The 20234-nt window shown below is 31.4% G+C and carries 11 protein-coding genes; 9 read left to right on the forward strand and 2 right to left on the reverse strand.

Annotated elements, in window-relative coordinates:
- Positions 1-59 precede the first annotated feature (59 nt).
- The 5 genes from RBH29_RS13290 to RBH29_RS13310 all read left to right on the forward strand — a co-directional run bounded on the left by RBH29_RS13290 (position 60) and on the right by RBH29_RS13310 (position 3672).
- A complete protein-coding gene (locus RBH29_RS13290) occupies positions 60-443 on the forward strand; it encodes a GerW family sporulation protein (protein ID WP_306697407.1) in 384 nt (127 codons plus the stop codon).
- Positions 444-648: 205 nt separating this feature from the next.
- Complete coding sequence (gene trxA, locus RBH29_RS13295) at positions 649-978, forward strand: thioredoxin (RefSeq protein WP_306697408.1); 330 nt, start codon at positions 649-651, stop codon at positions 976-978.
- A gap of 210 nt (positions 979-1188) precedes the next feature.
- Entirely contained in the window at positions 1189-1752 is a 564-nt protein-coding gene (locus RBH29_RS13300) for a V-type ATP synthase subunit I domain-containing protein (RefSeq protein ID WP_306697409.1), read from the forward strand.
- A gap of 274 nt (positions 1753-2026) precedes the next feature.
- On the forward strand, positions 2027-2506 hold the full coding sequence (locus RBH29_RS13305; RefSeq protein ID WP_306697410.1) for an Lrp/AsnC family transcriptional regulator: 480 nt from the start codon (positions 2027-2029) through the stop codon (positions 2504-2506).
- A complete protein-coding gene (locus RBH29_RS13310; RefSeq protein WP_306697411.1) occupies positions 2503-3672 on the forward strand; it encodes an aminotransferase class I/II-fold pyridoxal phosphate-dependent enzyme in 1170 nt (389 codons plus the stop codon). Before RBH29_RS13305 ends, RBH29_RS13310 begins: the two co-directional genes overlap by 4 nt.
- A gap of 338 nt (positions 3673-4010) precedes the next feature.
- Here the strand turns inward: RBH29_RS13310 and RBH29_RS13315 are convergent, their stop codons facing one another.
- Positions 4011-4160 (reverse strand): aspartyl-phosphate phosphatase Spo0E family protein, encoded by a 150-nt coding sequence (locus tag RBH29_RS13315; RefSeq protein ID WP_306697412.1) that lies wholly within the window; start codon positions 4158-4160, stop codon positions 4011-4013.
- A 283-nt stretch (positions 4161-4443) separates the two neighbouring features.
- Here RBH29_RS13315 and RBH29_RS13320 point away from each other — a divergent pair, with 283 nt between their 5' ends.
- The 3 genes from RBH29_RS13320 to prfB all read left to right on the forward strand — a co-directional run bounded on the left by RBH29_RS13320 (position 4444) and on the right by prfB (position 8635).
- Positions 4444-5121 carry a helix-turn-helix domain-containing protein gene (locus RBH29_RS13320; protein WP_306697413.1) on the forward strand — a complete coding sequence of 226 codons (678 nt, stop codon included), beginning with the start codon at positions 4444-4446 and terminating at the stop codon, positions 5119-5121.
- A gap of 213 nt (positions 5122-5334) precedes the next feature.
- Positions 5335-7401 carry a cohesin domain-containing protein gene (locus tag RBH29_RS13325; RefSeq protein ID WP_306697414.1) on the forward strand — a complete coding sequence of 689 codons (2067 nt, stop codon included), beginning with the start codon at positions 5335-5337 and terminating at the stop codon, positions 7399-7401.
- A gap of 126 nt (positions 7402-7527) precedes the next feature.
- Positions 7528-8635 (forward strand): peptide chain release factor 2 gene (gene prfB / locus RBH29_RS13330; RefSeq protein ID WP_306697417.1). Its coding sequence is split into 2 segments (ribosomal slippage): positions 7528-7602 and positions 7604-8635, totalling 1107 coding nucleotides; the frame shifts between segments, so codons are not numbered across the junction.
- Between the two features lie 134 nt (positions 8636-8769).
- On the opposite strand, the gene RBH29_RS13335 is transcribed toward prfB, so the two are convergent.
- Positions 8770-10665: a PsbP-related protein gene (locus tag RBH29_RS13335; RefSeq protein WP_306697415.1), complete on the reverse strand. Its 1896-nt coding sequence runs from the start codon at positions 10663-10665 to the stop codon at positions 8770-8772.
- 445 nt (positions 10666-11110) lie between these two features.
- Here RBH29_RS13335 and RBH29_RS13340 point away from each other — a divergent pair.
- The coding region (locus tag RBH29_RS13340) for a S8 family serine peptidase (protein ID WP_306697416.1) at positions 11111-20234 on the forward strand (9124 nt) is incomplete at its 3' end.

The following is a 20234-nucleotide window of genomic DNA, read 5'->3' on the forward strand; positions in this document are numbered from 1 at the left end:
CTTATTTCATATCTAAAGCCACCTTTTCATAAAATTAAACTTTAAGGAGGCAAAAAATCATGTCAAATAATTTTAATGTAGGCGAAAATATTAACCTGTTATTTGAAAGATTGGAAAATTTTTTTAAAACAAAAACTGTAGTGGGAGAGCCAATAGAGGTAGGAGATGCTACACTGATTCCTTTTATAACAACAAGTTTTGGGCTTGGTTCAGGAAGTGGGACCAGAGGAGATGATGAAGGAAATGATGGAACTAGTGGGGGCTCAGGTATAAGTGCTAAAATAACTCCAACAGCTATTTTAGTAATTAAAAAGGATGATATACAGGTTATACCTATAAAAAAGAGTGCAAGCATGGAAGAACTTGTAGAAATGGTTCCGGATATTTTGTCAAAGTTTAATTTAAATTTAGGAGACAAGAAAGAAAAGAAAAAAGGAGAGTGAACTCGCTTAGTAACGTCTTAGTTAAAACTAAACATTTGAACTAGGTAGGAGAGTCATAAAAAAATGTTTGAATATAAATATAATAAGAGTATAATAAAAATATAATAACTTATTAAAGGAAAATGTTTCTTTTGTTTAAATTAGGGTAAAAATAGTATTATAATAAAAAATTAATATTTATAAAATATTTTTAGGAGGAATAATTATGGCAAATGAAAAAGTAATAACTCTTACAAATGAAAATTTTGACCAAGAAGTGGTTAGTTCAGATAGCACGGTGGTTGTTGATTTTTGGGCTCCTTGGTGCGGACCATGTAGAGCTGTGGGTCCTGTAATAGATGAGCTGGCAAATGAATATGATGGTAAAGCAAAAATAGCTAAGCTAAATGTAGATGATGCAGGAGACATTGCAGCTAAATTTAAAATTATGAGTATTCCTACAATACTAATATTTAAAAACAGTGAAGTGGTTGAAAAACTTATTGGTGCAAGATCTAAGTCAGAATTATCTGAATTAATTGAAAAACATATATGAAAAATATGTATACCAATACTAAAATTTGGATTTAAGAGGGGTTATCATAATCCCCTCTTAACCTATGCTTTTAAAATATTACAATTGTGGAAAACATATATTAAAAGTTTTTTCGGGAAAAAGAAGGATTTTAGGATAGAAAGTTGAATATAGTACTTAATTAGCTTTATAGTGCTAAATATTTTAGTAAAGTATAGGAGGAACCACAAGATGGCTGGAGAAAAAAGATTTGGTACAGCACTTTTTGGTTTTAAACAATCAGATGTGAATTCTTATATTGAAAAGATTCTCAGGGAATTTGACGATAAACTAAAAGAAAAGGAAGAGGAAATAGTTGAGCTTAAAAATCAATGCAGAGAACTAAGAATAAAGTATGAGGACATAGCAAGAAAGTCAGGTCAAGCTAATGAAGATAGATCTAAAATTGCTGATGTTTTAATAAAAGCACAGGAAAAAGCAGAATTGATTTTAGAAGATGCACAAAAACAGGCAAATGAAGAAAGAAAAAAACTTTCCGAAAAGACAGAACAGGAAAAAGAAAAGCTGGTTGATATGAAAGAGGAAATAAAATTTTTAAAGAAAGAAATCAGTGCTACTTTAAAAAAATATGAATCAGATTTAGATAGCGTAGTAGAATTTGCTGAAACTAAAGCTGAGGAAGAAAATTTTCAAAATTCAAAAAAAGTTGAAGAAGATGATGATTTATCAGAAGATATAATCGAAGAGATTATGGAAGAGTATGCAGGAAAGAATGATAGTGATGATAAAAAGTAGTTTTTTTGGGTTTAAAAGTATGGTTTTGAGTTTAGGGATACTTTGGTGGAGAAATGAAATAAAAAGTTGTTTTATTACTCCTTCCTCCTTTACTTTTATAGTGAGGGATTTTTTGTTATTTAAATATATATTAATATAAATAATTTAAATTGAGAAAATTTTATTTTTAATAAAGTATAATGAAAAAATCTTTAGTTTCGAATAATTACCACGTAGGGTTGTAAGTTGTTTAATTAAATTCTATCAGTTCAAAACTACAAAGGAGTGAATATTTGTGGAAGAAATATTAGAAATATTAGAAAATAACAGTAAGGCTAGTTTAGAAGAGATATCTACAATGACAGGTAAAGGTATAGAAGAGATAAAAGAAGCAATTAATAAATTTGAAAAAGATAATGTAATTTTAAAATACAACACTTTGATTAATTGGGAAAAGACTAGCAAAGAGAGTGTTACAGCATTAATAGAGGTTAAAGTAACGCCTCAGATAGGAGAAGGGTTTGACAAAGTTGCAGAAAAGATATATAGATATCCTGAGGTAAAAGACTGCTATCTCATGTCAGGAGGATTTGATTTAACAGTGATTATTGAAGGAAAAACCATGAAGGAAGTTGCAATGTTTGTTGCACAAAAGCTTTCACCACTAGATTCTGTTTTGAGTACATCTACTCATTTTGTATTAAAAAAATATAAGGATAAAGGGACTATTTTTAAAGAAGGCCCGCAAGACGACAGGGAGGCAATAGTATTATGAAAATGTCTGATATGATTACACCATCGGTTAAAGATATACCACCATCAGGAATTAGAAAATTTTTTGATTTGGTTAATGAGATGAAGGATGCAATATCTTTAAGTGTTGGGGAACCAGATTTTGTTACACCTTGGACTGTGAGAGAGGCAGGTATTTACTCATTAGAAAAAGGCCACACTCACTACTCACCAAATGCAGGTTTTATTGAACTAAGAGAAGAAATTTGTAATTACTTAAAAAGAAGATATTCATTAGAATACAATCCTAAAAATCAAGTTGTTGTTACTGTAGGAGGAAGCGAAGGTATTGATATTGCATTGAGAACTCTTATAGGAGAAGGAGATGAGGTTATTATACCTCAGCCGAGTTTTGTATCTTATAAGCCGTGTGCAGTTTTAGCAGGTGGAAAACCTGTAATTATTAATTTAAGGCATGAAGATGAGTTTAGATTAACTCCAGAACTTTTGAAAAATGCAATTACAGACAGGACAAAAGTATTAATTCTTCCATTTCCGAATAATCCTACGGGTGCGATTATGACAAAAGAAGATTTAGAGGGAATAGTTGATATAATAAAAGATAAAAATATAATTGTTATTTCAGATGAAATTTATTCAGAATTGACATATAATGAAGAACATGTTTCAATAGCAAATTTTCCAGAAATGAAAGACAAGACAATTTTAATAAATGGTTTTTCTAAGGCATATGCAATGACAGGTTGGAGACTTGGATACGTTTGTGGGCATCCAGACTTAATAGAAGCAATGTACAAGGTTCATCAATTTGCCATAATGTGCTCTCCAACAACAGCTCAGTATGCAGCAGTAGAAGCCCTTAAGAATGCGGACTCAGATGTAGAAAAAATGGTAAGAGAATATAATAGAAGAAGAAAAGTTGTGGTAAAAGGGTTTAGAGATGCAGGACTTGAATGTTTTGAACCACTAGGAGCTTTTTACGTATTTCCATGTATAAAATCAACAGGTATGAATTCAGCTGAGTTTTGCGAAAAGCTTCTTGTGCAGGAAAAAGTTGCAGTTGTGCCTGGAAATGCGTTTGGTGAATGTGGAGAAGGATTTGTCAGAGTTTGCTATTGTAGGTCTATGGATAATATTATTGAGGCTGTAGAAAAAATAAAAAGATTCGTACAAAAAAATAAAAAATAGAGGTTGTGATAGAAAAAGTTTATTATTTACATTTGGATTCATTAGAGTTTTTTAGAGCAGACTTTTAAGGATGATTTTTAAAATTATAGTAACCTACAAAACAACTAGTTTTTGTAAGTTACTATAATGAGGATTTACAGGGAGACTCATCTACTTAAAAAAGATAAAAAAATTCGTACTATAGATTCTATAGTACGAATAAAGTAATACTTTATATATAAATTTGTGCAGGATGACACTTTACATAGAACACAGTAACATATTGTGTTCATTAATTTGAAATGGTTTTGCAAAATGGCTACAATATTTTGCAAAACACATACTTGCTTCAATTAAATTCATGAAGCATACTTGCTTAGTTTTAACTGTTGTAACATGTAGTTTGCAATTAATTTGTCAAGTTCCTGACTTGCAGTTAAAATTTCACTATCATCCCCAGAGTCAAGAACTTCATATAAATTTTCCCTAAGGGACTCAATGTTGTCCAAAACATCGCCTCCATTTATAAAATTTTTATAATAATAAATCAACATAATAATTGATTTAATTAGAAACTATAAACTCAATATCTTAAAAATTTCAATAAAAACTTGTTTAATAACAAAAAACTATGATAAAATATATTTTGTTAAGCAGTTCTTCATGGTCATACTTTATTTTACAGCAACAATCTGTTGCTGTCAATAATAATTCAAAAAAAACGTAAACAATTTGTTGCTTGACGTGAAAATATAAAAAAATAGTGTCAAATTGTAATAAGGTGGTAATTTAATGGCTTTCTCAACAATGATAAAACAATTAAGAGAGGAAAAGGGGCTCTCGCAAAAAGACATAGCAGAATATCTGGGAATCACCCGCCAAGCAATTGCATCCTATGAGTTGGCTAAAAGGGAGCCAGATTACGAAATACTCCACAAATTAGCGGACTATTTTGGTGTGTCTGCGGACTATTTGTTAGGGCGTTCTAATTGTAGAGATGTGAATGCTGTAACTGTTGGAAAAAATATTGACTTAATAAAGGGAGGGCGTACATACCAAGAACTATCTCAGGATATTAGTGATAAGCTGGGAACCTTGATATTCCCAGAAATGTTGGAACTTTATGCAAAAGGTGAAAGGATGCCTTTTATTGGTACAATTAAAATTTTAGCCAAATATGCACAGGTAAGAGATAGTTTTTTTTACACTTATAATACTGTTGAGAGCTATGAAGAAGAAAAAAAATTATATTCTATAGAAGTAGGCCAAGAGAAGCTTGCAGAGACAAATGAACAGGCAGGCTCGATACTTGATTATATTAAAGATAAAGAATTGATAATGTGGTTAACTAAAGAAACAAGTCTTCCCTATATAAAACTTGCGAAGGAAATTGAAGAATCAGGTTTGGCAGTGGATGCCTTAAAGCCTCTTTTAGATAGTATAAGCAGCACTCATAAAAATATAAAGTAAGCTATTTATATTTTTCTAAAACTCCATCTTTTATAAGGTGGAGTTTTTCTTAATGCCTTTAGATGGATTAAAATCTTCACGAGTTCACTGTATTTATTTGACACATACTGAGGTGAGGTTGAAAAATTTAGCAAAAGTACTATCTTTTTTTGAAAAAGTATGATAAAATTTAGGGAAAGAAATTGTAAATTAAAAAAAGGGGAGGTTGATTAGATGTTTGGAAAGAAGAAAATGAAGGTTTCTGCATTTGTTGTGGCAATTATGTTTTTGGTTACGTGTTTAACTACTGTAGTACAAGCTGAAATTGATACTGAGATATTGACTTCAGAGGGTGACTTATTTTTAGAAGTTGGTGAAGTAAGTGCTTCAAGTGGTGAAAGTGTAGTTATTCCAGTTAAACTTTTAAATGTTCCGATACAGGGAATTAATAACTGTGATTTTAGATTAAATTATAATGCTGATGAATTGGATATAATTGATGTATCTGTTGGAGATATTGTAGAAGAGGAATCGGATTTTTATTTTAATTGCAATGAAGAAGAAGGAAAGTTATACTTTTTATTTCATGATGAAACAGGTGTGGGATCTAGGTTAATATTAGAAGATGGTATATTTTTCGAAATCGAAGCACAAGTTAAATCAACAGCAGAAAATGATATAATACCAATTACAATGGGAGATTTGGATTATGAGTTTGCAGATTATGATTTAAATAGAGTGTCTTTAGAGTACATAGAGGGTGGTATTGTTTTAGAAAAAGATGATATTGAAAAAGAAGTTTTAATAGAGATTGGAGAAGTATCTGGAGTTAAAGGAGATATTGTAGAAATTCCAATAGAATTGTCGAAGGTACCTGAACAAGGTATTTTGGCCTTTAATTATTCACTTGAATTTGATGAACAAGACATAGAAATTATAGATGCTGTACCAGGGGGTATAGTAGGAGTTCCAGAAGAAGATATGCAGGTATCTGTATGCAATAATGATGGAGCTTTAAGCTTTTTGTTTTGCGATTATACTGACGGCGATAGAATGATAATGGATAAAGGAAAATTTGTAACCATTATAGCTGAAATAAAAAATGAAACAGACAAGTTTTCAGCAATTAAGCTACCTGAATATGATGATAATTTTCCTGATATGTGTTTTATAAATTTTGATCTTGAAAATTTTTCTTTTGAGATTATAGGCGGTGGCGTCAATATAGAAAGATCCTTTACAATGCCTGAAGATGATACACTTTTAATAATGATTGATGATGTAAAAGGAGTTTCAGGAGAGATTGTAGATGTTCCAATCATGTTTTTAAATGTTCCTTCAGAAGGTATAGGTGTTTTGGATTTCACTATAGAATATGACAATGAAAAATTAGAAGTGATTGATGTAGAAATAGGTGAATTGGCAGAAGGAGGTCTACCAGGTTTAGATTATAATAATCGTACTGATGTAGGAAGATTACCTATTATATTTGAAGAAAGAAGGGCTGATGAAGTTATAACAGAAGATGGTGAATTTGCGAATTTACGTGTAAAAATAAAAAGTGAAGATACAGGTGAAATAGTGCCAATTGTATTTGATAACATTGGTCCTTTTGCAAATTATGACCTGAACGAATATCCTCTTATAAGTCAAGAGGGTAAAGTGACAGTTATTGAAGAGGTCTTTACTCTTGACAGAGCAGAAATAGATGTTAAAAGTGTTTCAGGCAAGCCAGGCGACTTAGTAGAAATTCCTGTTATACTTACAAATATGCCGAAAGGTGGTATGAGTAATCAGTTTGAATTTTCTTTAAATTATAATTCTTCTGATATAGAGGTAGTTTCAATAGAAAGTGTTTATGATGAAACCCTTTTTGAAACGTATTTAAATGATGATAAAATCACCTGTGTGTTTTTTGAAGATAGTGAGACTTACCAAGAGGGAGACGAACTGGCAAAAATAACTGCTAAAATAAATGAGGAAGCAGAAACTGGTTTTAGCAAAATATATGATGTCACCACAGAAGGAGTCCATATAATTTATCCATTAGCTCCAATACGATTTAATAATGGAGGAGTAATGATAGAAGAAAGTTTAACTTTAGGTGATATAAATGGAGATGGAGAAATAGATTCAACAGATTATGTGTTATTACAAAGATATGTACTTGAGATTATTGATGAATTTCCAAATGGCGTAGATCCTTATAAAGTTGCAGACATAAATGGAGATGGCGAGATAGACTCAACAGATTATATACTGCTTAAAAGATATGTACTAAAAATAACTGATGAGTTATAAGATTAAAGCATAGTATAAAAAGTGCCCCAAAATATTTTGGGGTATTTTTTATGTGGTTAGACATTTATATGTTAATGTTGTAAAATGAACATTGTATTTTATTTTACTAGAGGAGTTGATGTAAAAGTGTTACAGCTTGAAGAAATTAAACTTGAGCTTCAAAGTTATGAAGAAAAATTAAAAGAAATGGGGGCTTCACTTTGACATTGCAAGTAAAAGCAATGAAATAGAAGAGCTTGAGCAAAAGACGACAGAGCCTGATTTTTGGGATGATCCTCAAAAATCTCAAAATATTTTGCAAAAACTAAAGATGTTAAAGGATCAAATAGAAAAATACAAAGAGCTTTCTTCTAAAAGAGATGATTTGTATACACTATGTGAACTTTCTATTGAAGAGCAGGACGAAAGTGTTATAACTGAAATAGAAGAGGATTTTAAGGTTTTTAAAGAAGATTTTGAAAATCTAAAATTACAAACTCTTCTAACAGGACCTTATGATAAAAAAAATGCAATACTGACTTTGCATGCAGGTGCAGGAGGGACAGAAGCTCAGGACTGGGTTCAAATGCTTCTTAGAATGTATACCAGATGGGCTGAGGGAAAAGGTTTTAAAGTAAGCATGCTCGACTATATTGACGGTGATGAAGCGGGAATAAAAAGTGTTACAATACAGGTTGAAGGTGAAAATGCATATGGATATTTAAAAGCTGAAAAAGGTGTGCATCGACTTGTTAGAATTTCACCATTTGACTCTTCAGGCAGAAGACATACTTCTTTTGCATCTTTAGATGTTATGCCTGAATTAAGTGATGAAATAGAAGTTGAGATTAGTCCTGATGACCTTAGAATAGATACCTATCGTTCTAGTGGTGCAGGAGGACAGCATGTAAACAAAACTGAATCGGCAGTAAGGATAACTCACTTACCTACGGGTCTTGTAGCTGCCTGTCAGAATGAACGCTCACAGTTTCAGAACAAAGATATTGCTATGCGAATGCTAAAGTCAAAACTTATTGCTCTTAAAGAAAGGGAGCAAAAAGAAAAGATTGAAGATCTTAAAGGTGTTCAATTGGAAATAGCTTGGGGAAGTCAAATAAGATCATATGTGTTCTGTCCATATACAATGGTTAAAGACCACAGAACTAATTATGAAGAGGGAAATGTTGATTCTATAATGGATGGAAAACTTGATGGTATGATTAATTCGTATCTTAGCAGTATTTCCGGGAAATAATGCGTGAAAAATACAGGCTTTATAAAACTTATAGTTTTAGTTAAAGTTTTAGCAGGACTTAGTTTTTCCTGCTAAAACTTTTTTAACTAAAGTTGGTGAGGAAAAATTCATAGTCTTTTAGGTGAAAAGAATTATTATTTTAAAGTGGGAAAACCCCAACGCGAAATAACTGGAACCATTGTTGGGGTCTGAACAAAAACAAATGTAGTTGGGTGAAGCAAAATATTATTTTTTGCATTTAAATTACCAATGTTGGCAATTAGTGCGTTTGCATACAAAGCTCTATTTAAGTGTTCTTTTGGTAAAGCATTTTTTTCAATACAAAATGAATCTGCAATTATGTCTATTATATTCATAAGTCTATCATCAGTGAAATCTGTACCTGATGCTAAAAAGTCATTAATAGAAATAAATAATGAGTATATTTTATTATTATGTACTATATCGATTGAATAGGCCAGTCTGTGCCTATCTCTTTCATCAAGATAATTTATTAATTTATAAATATAGAGCACATCATTTTTTTCTTTAAAACTTGTATTTAATATTTTATGAGTTTTATCAGCATATGGGGCAGAATAATTTATAAAAAATTGTTTTAAAGAAGAATTGTTAGTTTGCGTAACAAATTCCAATATATCTGCTTTCGAAAGAACAGGAAGAAAGCTTGATTCATTTACAATGATATCAAGAGAAGCTGAGTATTCAGAACTTTTTACATGAAAAGTGTTAAAGTTTATGTTTTTGGATTTGTTGGTAACAGTCCAACTATCAGGGTAGAGAAAAGAGTATCCTTCTGAATCATTGGTAAATTTGTCGAAAGTTACATCTTCACTTAAGCTATAAATATTATCAGATTCAGTAAATTCAATTGATGAAACAATTTTTTCAAAAATATTAATAACTGTAGAGGACGGCTCTTTAAATTTACTGTTTAAAGAAATTGTAAATAGCTTGGAATCTTGGAGCGTGTAAAATTCTGTAACATACAACATGCCGTAATCTTCTTTTGTTTTATATCTTAAAAAATTATAGTATTCGTTGGATATATTGGATTCCCCATAATCTAACACAGTTAATTTATTGCCATTTAAAGATTTTAACTGTTCTTTTTTGTCCATCGCATATGTATCTGAATCTACTTGGTTTTCAACTGAAATTGAATAATGTTTATTATAGTCTATTTTAAAGCTCACATAGTCAAAACTTTTGACCATACTGTTCTTTAAATAGGGAATAAAAGTTGAAGGATGATAAATTTTATAATTATGTTTTTTATTTGAATATTCAGTAAATTCAATATTTGTTTGGTTTAAATCAGGATAAATACCTTGGTTTGCTCTATCTACTGCCTGTGCATCTGAAAACAAATCTAATGTATTATTACAGTTATCAGAGTTTGGAATATTCAAGGACTTAATTATTGATGATATTGTATTGATATTATCTTTAGTAAGAAAGCCTTTCTTGCCTGTAATGTTAATAGAATAAATGGACATGTTTGAAAATGAGGGAATTGTTATGTTCAAACATGTTTCCTCAAAAACCGGTTGCTTACTGTTTTTAATGGTATTAAAAAGAATTATATTGGAGCTTTCTCCAAAAAGTATTTGGTCATATTCTTTAAATACTTTAATATAGCTTTCAGTTAGGGAATCTTCTGAGCTACCGAAGTAAAAGTCGTCTTTATTATGCTCAACCATAGCTTTAAAGTAGCTTTTTTTATATTCAAATATTTCATAAAAGATTTCTTGGTCAGAAGATGTGTAATCAACAAGTATTTGTCGCATGTTATTTAAAGCCTCATCATTAATTACATCAGAGGTTATCAAAACGGTAAATTGATCTTTTTTATCTGTAAGTGCTATTGAATTTTCATCGTAAGTATTTTTTATGTCAAGTAAGTTAAAGTCAGCAGTGTCAGTAATAGAAAAAGTTTCACCTTTATATTTTAAGTTTGCATATGTAAGATTAGATGAGAAATATAAAAATATAAAAAGTGTAAAGAAAACAATACATATTTTTTTCATAATTAATCCCGACCTTTTAATTTATAGTCATTTATTTGACTGTCTATTATTATGTTATCAGAATACAGATATACAAACAATGAATGTTACTTTATCGTAAAACAATTGAAATGAAAATATTAAATATGCCACAAAAATACGAGATTATTAAGTTGTACTATGGAGATGATTTAAATGAAAATTAACAAAATAGAGAAAAAGAATTAGCAGAAATATGGTTGACATATTTTTAATAATAATGTAAAATGTGCAGTGGTTTTTTCTAAAAGTTACACTTAATGGTGCTAAACAGATTAAATCTTTGTTTACTTAAATAAACAAAGCATATTTTATAAATTCTGAAAACTATCATACATTGAAATTTATCTTATCTTTGCATATTAGTTCAATTATGTCTGTGTTTTCAGCAAAATTTAAACAAATAAAACTATGGGGGTTTTGAAAAATGTATAACAACAGAAAAATTATGTCCGTATTAATGCTAGTAGTATTCATTATTAACACATTTTCGTTTTCGATTGAGAATGTTTTTGCAGTAGCAAGAGAGAGTTCTTTAAATTCTACTGATGATTATTTTCAAGAAAATAAGGTAGATGTAAATGCATCTAATAAAAAAGAAGATAAAGTAGAAAAGGATAATGAAAAGAAAGAAGAAATAGTAGAGGTTAGTGAGGATAAAGACAAAAAGGATAAAGACAAGGACAAAGATAAGTTTAAAGAAAATAATGGAATAATAGTAGTGTACAAAGATTTAAAAAAAGCTGATGAAATAAAGACAAAAGTTGCTTCTAAAAATAAAGCTTCTCAAGTTAAATCTAAAAGAGTAAGTAAAAAATTAAAAATAGATAAGATAGAGGTTCGAGATGAAGAGACACAACAGTCTTTTTTAGAGGATTTAAACAATAACCCTGATGTTCTATATGCTCAGCCTGATTATATTTTAGAAACACTTGATTTGTCTGAAGGGGAGCATTTTGATAATCAATGGGCTCTTATAAATGAAGGTCAGACAGTTGAAGGGCAGAATGGAACAGTAGGTGTGGATATTAATATAAATGAAGCATGGGATATTACCCAAGGTTCAGAGGATGTAATAGTAGCTGTAATAGATACTGGTGTAGATATTTCTCATTCTGAAATTTCCAGCAGTGTATTTATAAATTCAAATGAAAAATTAAATGATAAAGATACAGACAATAACGGTTTGATAGATGATATTAATGGTTGGGACTTTGCAAATAATGATAACAGTGTATATAATTCTCCTACATATGATTTTCACGGTTCTCATATATCAGGTATAATTACAGCAACGTTAAATGAAAATAATATGTCAGGTGTTGCACCTAATACGACAATTTTACCTGTTAAATTCATAGAAGGAAGTGTAGGAAGAACCTCCGATGCAATTGCGGCTATAGAATATGCAGCAAGCATGGGAGCGACTATTTTTAATTGTAGCTGGGGTTCTAATAATTACAATCAAGCTTTAAAAGATGTAATAGAACAAACTGATGGTCTTTTTATTGCTGCAGCAGGTAATTTGTCAAATGATTCAACTTTAGAACCTATATACCCTGCAGCTTATAACCTTGATAATATTATATCTGTTGGAGCGATAGATAACCGAGGGTCATTAGCAAATTTTTCAAACTATGGAGATAATGTTGATATTGGAGCACCAGGGGTTTCAATTATAAGTAGTGTTCCAGAAGAAGAATATGCATATCTTAATGGAACTTCTTTTGCCGCACCTTATGTTGCAGGTGTTGCAGCACTTATAAAGAGTACAGATAATAATTTAAGTTCAGTTGAAATTAAAGAAAGAATACTTAATAATGTGTCAAAATCTAAGCAACTATCAGGTAAGGTTTCAACTTCTGGGTGGCTGAATGCAGGTGCTGCATTACTAAATGAACCACCTGAAGAAAATGATGAAACTAATGAAGTTGTTGTCAATGAAGATTTGTTTACGGTAGAAATATCTAGCGTAGATGCTAAACCAGGTAAGGAAATAGAGGTTCCCATAAAAATAAGCAATCTTCCTGAAGAAGGTATATGTAGTTTTGACTTTACAGTGAGTTACGATAAAACAAAAATGACATATAAGGGATTTGAAGCAGGAAAGCTTACAAAGAATCCTCATGCAAGCATAAATGCAGGAGATGTATCAAGAGGTGTAAAAATATTATATATAGATGAATCTAAGAAATCCAATCAGCCGTTAACTAAATCAGGAGAAATAGCAAAGCTTATATTTGAATTGGATAATTCTTTTGATGGAGCTACACAAATAGGATTTGGAAATGGTTGGAGCTTTGGAAAGATAGGAGAAAATAATAAACTATATACAATTAGGGATGTATCTTTTAAACCAGGGTGGATTTCTGCGGATAGATATTCTCTAAATGCCCAAGACATGCGTGCAAATCCTGAAAGATTAGTAGATATGTATTCCTTATCTACCAAAGATATGCATGCAAATCCTGAAAGATTAACAGCTATGAATGTTGGAGAAGATGGAATAGGCGATGTAAATGGAGATGGTTATTTTGACAGCTCAGATTGTACATTAATGTACAGATACTTAATGGATATAATTGATACCTTTCCTGTAGAAGATGATTACTGGGCAGGCGACGTAATGGCAAGCGGTACTATTGACAGTACTGACTATAATATGATGCAAAGAGTATTAATGGAAATTACAGATGAGTTTCCTAAATCTCGTATGCTGCCAACACCTCCTACAAATCTTGAATGGAGTATTAACTCAAATTCAGATGTAGTGTTAACATGGGATGAATCTTATACTGAAGAGGACAGTTTGTTTGAAGGATATAAAATATATTTAGATGGAGAGGAGATAGCTTCTACATCAGAGCTTACATATACAATAACAGATTTGGATAGTTCCTCGGCACATGTAGAAGTAACTGGATATAGTATAAGTCCATATAATGTAGTTGTTGAATCTTCTCCAAGTGATGAAGTAGAAGTGGTTTTTGATGCTGGGATGGTGAGTGTTGATTTTGATAAAACAACAGCTTCAGTTGGAGAAATTATAACTGGAGAAATTAATATAGAAAATATGCCTCAATTTTCAGGATATCAGATATATGTTTCATATGATCCACATGTTGTAAGACCTGTAAAAGATGATTTGTCTCCATTTAAGGATAAAACTTTCCCGTCTGGAAAAAATGTTATTACAGATGATTACTATGATCCGATGAATTTAGCTGGGCACGACCTTTATAGAGGTGTTTTAGGTTTTGGTGCTGCATATGTAAAAATTCATGACTATAGAAATGATGGTGTAGTAGAAAGTGGAGATACTTTAGGAATAATAAAGTTTGAAGTTTTAAAAGAAAACATGATAGAAATAAAAGTTGGAGCTGATAAAATAAATATAAGTGATGGAATATCATTTCATGATTTAAATGGAAATATAATTGAAGAAGGCTATATGTTAGAGCAGCCAGAAGTAATAAATGAAAACTTACCTGTATTTGAACTGGAATCAATAGATATTTTAAGTAAAACAAATGATGAGCCAAGTGTAAGAACACTTACAGGTACTTCTCATAAAATTTCAGGTTATGTAGAGCCAGACTTTTCTTATGATGAAGAAGTAGAAGAAGAAATGAAAGCTGGTTTTAATGTCGAAGTGATTGCGGATGATGGTAGCATTCTTGATCTTGATGGAGAAACAGATGCCAGTGGATACTTTGAAGTTGAGGACGTTCCTACAGGCAGATATAATATAAAAATAACAAAACCATATTATGTTACAAGAGAAATAAAAAATATTTATACATTATTAGACGATATTAGCCTAGGGACAGAAGATGACCCAATAAAAATGTGGGGGGGTGATATTGTTGATGATGATGCCTTAAATATGGATGATATAATGAGAGGTGTACGTGCTTTTAACACTGTCCCGGGGGATCCAAGATTTGATGAGACTGCTGACATAAATAAAGATGGAGCTGTCAATATGGAAGACATAGTGATTATTATAAAAAACTTCAACAAAACCTCAAATTATTATCCACAAAAAGGAGTTTTGTTAACTCAAGATTTAGAGATAGACGGTGACTTGGAAATAGATGGTGATTTAGAGATAGAAAGTGGAACTCTTAGTCTAAATGGACATACCCTTACAGTAAAAGGTGACCTTATATTAAATAATGATGGTAATCCACCAGAATCGCATGCTACATTAAATATTGATGGTGGTAGTCTCTATGTAGGCGGAAATTTCAAAATGTCTGGATATAGCAGGCTTATAATGAGAAATGAAAATGACTATGTTTTGGTAAATGGAGATTTTGAAACAAAATCAGATATTGATCATATTAATAATAATAATGATCAAAAGGATGGAGACCACGAAGCATGTTTAACAGATGGAAACCTTGAAGTTAAAGGTGACTTTTCGCAACCTCTTTTTAATGATCAAGGGGATTTTACTGGAGGAAATCCACGTAACTTTGCAACCAGCGGTAATCATACAGTAACTTTAAGTGGAGATGAAGTACAAAACATTAGATTTGATAGATCGATTGGACAGTCAAATATTGACCACTCCTTCTTTAAAAATCTTGTTATTACAAAACCTTTCGAAGTTGGTTATACCCTTCAGCTTTTAGAGGAAGGATCAAAATTTGCATGGAAAAATATAAAGGAGAAATTTTCACCAACATCTGATGAGCATGAGCAGGAAGAAATAATGCCAAATCAAAGAGAGGGAATTGGTGTTGCATCTTCTTATGCTAAGATATATGCTTTTGGTGGAGAAAAAGATGGAACCTATTATAAAGGTATAAATGAGTATGACCCAATTTTAGGTGAATGGACTGTAGGGTATTCTGAAGAGATGCAAGAAGAAAGAGCAAAAATGGGAGTTGTTGAAGTTGAAAATGATATATACATACTAGGAGGAGAAAACAGTAACGGTTATACTGGAAGTATGGAAAGATTTTCGAGCGTTACAGGTTCTTCAATTGTTTCAGCAAATGGAAATATGACACCAAGATCAGAGCTTGCAGTTGCAGAATTTGATGACAAGATTTATGCAATAGGTGGATATAGTGGACAAGTCAGTGATGTAGTAGAGGTTTATGATATTATAGAAAATGATTGGGAACAAATAGATGGTTTATCCGAAGCAAGAAGAGGTGCAGTTGCAGTAGCGTTCGATGGATATATATATGTGATAGGTGGTAAGGATGCTTCAGGAGAATACCTTTCAAGTGTTGAAATGCTTGATGTTTCTTCAAGTAATAGTACTTGGGAGACTATTGATAGCCTTGATACTGCAAGAGCTTATCATGGTGCAGAAATAATAGATGGAAAAATATATGTCCTTGGTGGTCGCAAGGATGATACACACTTATCCAGTGTAGAGGTATTTAATCCTGCTACACACGAAGGTTGGGAAAAACCTAACAAAAAACCGAATGTGGTAAAAGTTATAAAAGATCATGGGAATAAACAGACATTACCAGAACCGAGAAGTGAATTTGGAACAGCTTTAGTATATAGCCAAATATACTTGATAGGTGGAAAAGACAGTGAAGGATTTATTGAAAGACCGCAAAAATATGTTTTTGATGACTTGCCAGGTCTTAGAATGTATAAAGGATCACTTATAAGAAATACAGGTGGAGACAGATTACTTTCAGGCGATTACACAACAAGCCAGACTGACTTGAGTATAGATTCACCAGGAGTGTCAATAAATCTTACACGGACATATAATTCCTCAGACAAAGATGAAGAGACTTTTATTGGAAAGGGATGGAGATTTAATTACGATTCCTATTTAGAAAAAATAGAAAATTACGGAAGAGTAACAGCCTCTGCATTAAATGTTAGGAAAGGTTATAGTACAAACTATGAATCAATAGGTCTGGTACCAAGAGATGCGGTTTTACCGTTGGAGGTTGATCAAAATGGAGAAATAGTGGAATACAACGGTTGGTATAAAGTATTTATACAGGATGGTGAGTACTATGTACACAGTGCATATATAAAGACTGAAGCTTCTGGAGTAGAAATAAAGACTGGTGCTGGTACAAGTATTGTATTTGATCATGTTGGTGGTAATGAGTATAGAGCTCCATATGGAAATTATGATAAACTGTTCTATATTGATGACAGTAAATATATACTTGCTAAAAATGATATGTCAAAAAGGGAATATATAAAAAGTGATGGTGATGACCTTTACAGACTTGAGCTTATTGAAGACAAATATGGAAACAAGCTAAATATAGAAGGAAGCACTGATGTAGACGGAATGTATAGGCTTGATGAAGTAAATGACAACAAAGGAAGGTCGTTAACATTTGATTACTCAGGACAAAATGTAAAAGTAATAGACAATATAGGAAGAGAAGTTGAATACATAATAGATGGTGATGGATATCTTACTGAATTTATAAATGAATATGAAAAAGGTACCGAGTATACATATTACAGTGAGAGTTCTGACGATAATTCTGACGATGATTATAATATTGGCAGATTAAAAAATGTAAGGATACAAGAAGAAAATGAATATGGAGAGCTGGTTTATCAGAATATATTGACTAACTTCTATGATGCATATGGAAGAATGTATAAACAAGAAGATGCATTAGGAAAAACTAAATATTGGCTCTTTTTAGATATGAGAGTTGACGAAAACGCTGAGAAAGGAAATGAAGTAAAAGGAGATTTAAAGAGACAGTTTATAGATGGAAATAATGTAACTACGACAATTGAGTACAGTGATTTCCTAAAACATCCTATAAAAGAAATACATGCAGATGGTGGTGTAATTAATCATAAATATGAGTTAAAGCATGAAGGTGAATGGAAAGACATAACAAACATTGGTTCTGATGAATTAAATTTACTATCAGAGAAAAGAGAAAGCAGACAATTTACAAAGGACAAATATGGATACACAACCATGCGTGAAATTGATGCTAATGGAAATCTAGTTAAACAAACTGAACGTTATGTAAAAGGTATTGATGATGTTGGAGGGATTGATGAAGTACCACATACAGCATATAAATACAATAATTACATTGAAGACGACAGGATAATAAATACTATTACTAAGATTGAGGAAAAAAAGGCGAAAGACATAACAGATTCCTATACTAAGTATGAGTATTATGACGATGGAGTAAAACTTGAGAAGGAAATAAAAAATATTCGCTATAATATGAGTGAAAACTATCAGCCATATGCAATAACTACATATGATTATTATGATTATTCAGAATATGGAATTGAAGGTCTTGTGGAAACAATTACAGATCCTGAAAATAACACTATAACATATGACTATGAGCCAAATGGATACTTAAAAGAAATAATAGATGCTGCAGGAAACAAGACATCATACCAGCTTGATGATATTGGAAGAATGAAGAGTGAAACTACAGAGCTAGGCTTTAAGACAACCTATGATTATAATGGCAAAATAGAAAAGGTAACAGTGAGTGATGAAAGAGACAGTGTAAGTAAAATAATTAGTATAACAGAAACAAAACAAGACGGTTATGGAAACATAGTAAAAGAGGTTTTGCCAAGTCAGTATGGTACAGAACATGGAACATTTTATGAATATAACTTGCGTGGAGAGCTTATAGAAAAAACAGAAAATTTAACAACAGGAGATGTTTTTGTTACAGAATATAAATACGACAATGCTGGAAATCTCCAAAAAGAAATAAAACCTGATGGAAAAACTTATATAACTGAATATGATGAAATGAACAGAGTTAAAAGAATAAGTTTTTCTGAAGATCAAGAAGTTATTTTGGAAGAATACTTTTATACTATGCCTGAGCGTCAGCAGGGTAGTGATTTGAGAAATAGAGTAGTAGAAAAAAGAGAGTATTATGAAAAAGGTGAAGAGGGATATACTCCTACAAATTACATAAGTACAAAAACTATAAGAGACTATAAAGATAATACAGAAACAATTAAGACAGATGGTAAGGCAGATGTTGTAAAGTATTATTCTAAAAATGACAACTTGATAAGAGAAACAATTGGAAATGATGGAAGAGAAACTTGGTATGCTTATGATAGCTTAGGTAGAATCACTGCAAAAAGAGCATCAATTGAAAAAGATGGTGAAGACACATACTATACTAAGACAAAATATGAATACTACAAAGATGGTAATTTAAAATCAGAAAAAACAGGTACAGAAAAAGTACTATTGGGTGAGGAGCCATCTACATATATTGGTGAATCATATGAGTATGATAATGGCAGACTAGAAACAATGTTGGTGGATAATGATGGCAGTTCAGATGTTAAAGTCTTAGAATATGGCTATGATGAAGATGGAAATGTAGACTTAGAGACAACATATGTTGATGGAAAAACTAATATTGTAAGGTATAAAAATAATCACCTAGGAGAGCCGGAAGTAAAGTATGAGTTTGTAACACCTGATGAACTATATGAAATACCAAATGAAGAATCAGGTACATTTGCAGTAGTTACTACTTATGAATATAATGAAGATGGTAATGTTGAAAGTGAAATTAGGGAAGCTCAAAAACTTGACCCAGCAGATGAATATGAAGAAATAGAGTCATATGGAGATAGTGTAGAAAAAGTATATGAATATGATGAATACGGAAGACTTTTAGAGACAAAAGTCAGCGGTGAAGTAATATTACAAGATGGAAATTCTCAAGCTGCTACACAGGAAATAACAACAACAATCAAGTATGACTTTGAGGGAAGACCTGATGAAGTTGTAGACGGAAGAGGTAATAAAACAGATTATTCCTATAAATATGAAGATACTGGGTTAGTTGAAAAAGTTACAAGAGAATTAGAAAAAGATGAAGAAATAGTAACTGTAACAAGTGCTGTATACTACGACTGGGCAGGAAGAGTGATTGCGGAAGTATCTCCAGAAAATTATCAACCTAATCAAGATCTTAGCAATATGAACAGAACAGTATATATATATGAGAACAATAAATTAAAAGAGAAAAATTATATAGGTGAATTAACAGAATTTACTTTGGCCTCAAATCCACAAAAACACACCAGCTATATAGATGGTGTATTTAATAAAATGGTAATAAGAGGCTATGAGTATGATGATTATGGAAATCTAATAAAAGAGTGGACTGGAACTGATGAAGGCTATTATACAGAATATGAATATAATCATTTAAATCTTGTAACGAAGGTTATTGATCCTGAAACAGCAGAAGCAGGACAGGACTACACTACCAAGTATGAATATGATTCCTTTGGAAGAGTAGAATCTGAGACAAGTGTTAAAGGAAATACATTAGGAAGTGGTCACCCTGAGGGAGTATTCTACTCAAAAACAGCTTATGAATATGACTATTTAGGAAATGTAAAAAAGACATGGGTTGGAAGAGGAACATCAGACAATTTTGATCCAAAGCAGCAAGGAAACCTTATTGAAGAAAATCAATATGATATATTGGGTAATTTGAAAAAACAAATAGACGCAAATGGAAATGCTACACAATATAAATATAATTCATTGTACCAAGTAG

Source organism: Herbivorax alkaliphila (assembly GCF_030848475.1).
Taxonomy (GTDB): Bacteria; Bacillota; Clostridia; order Acetivibrionales; family Acetivibrionaceae; genus Herbivorax.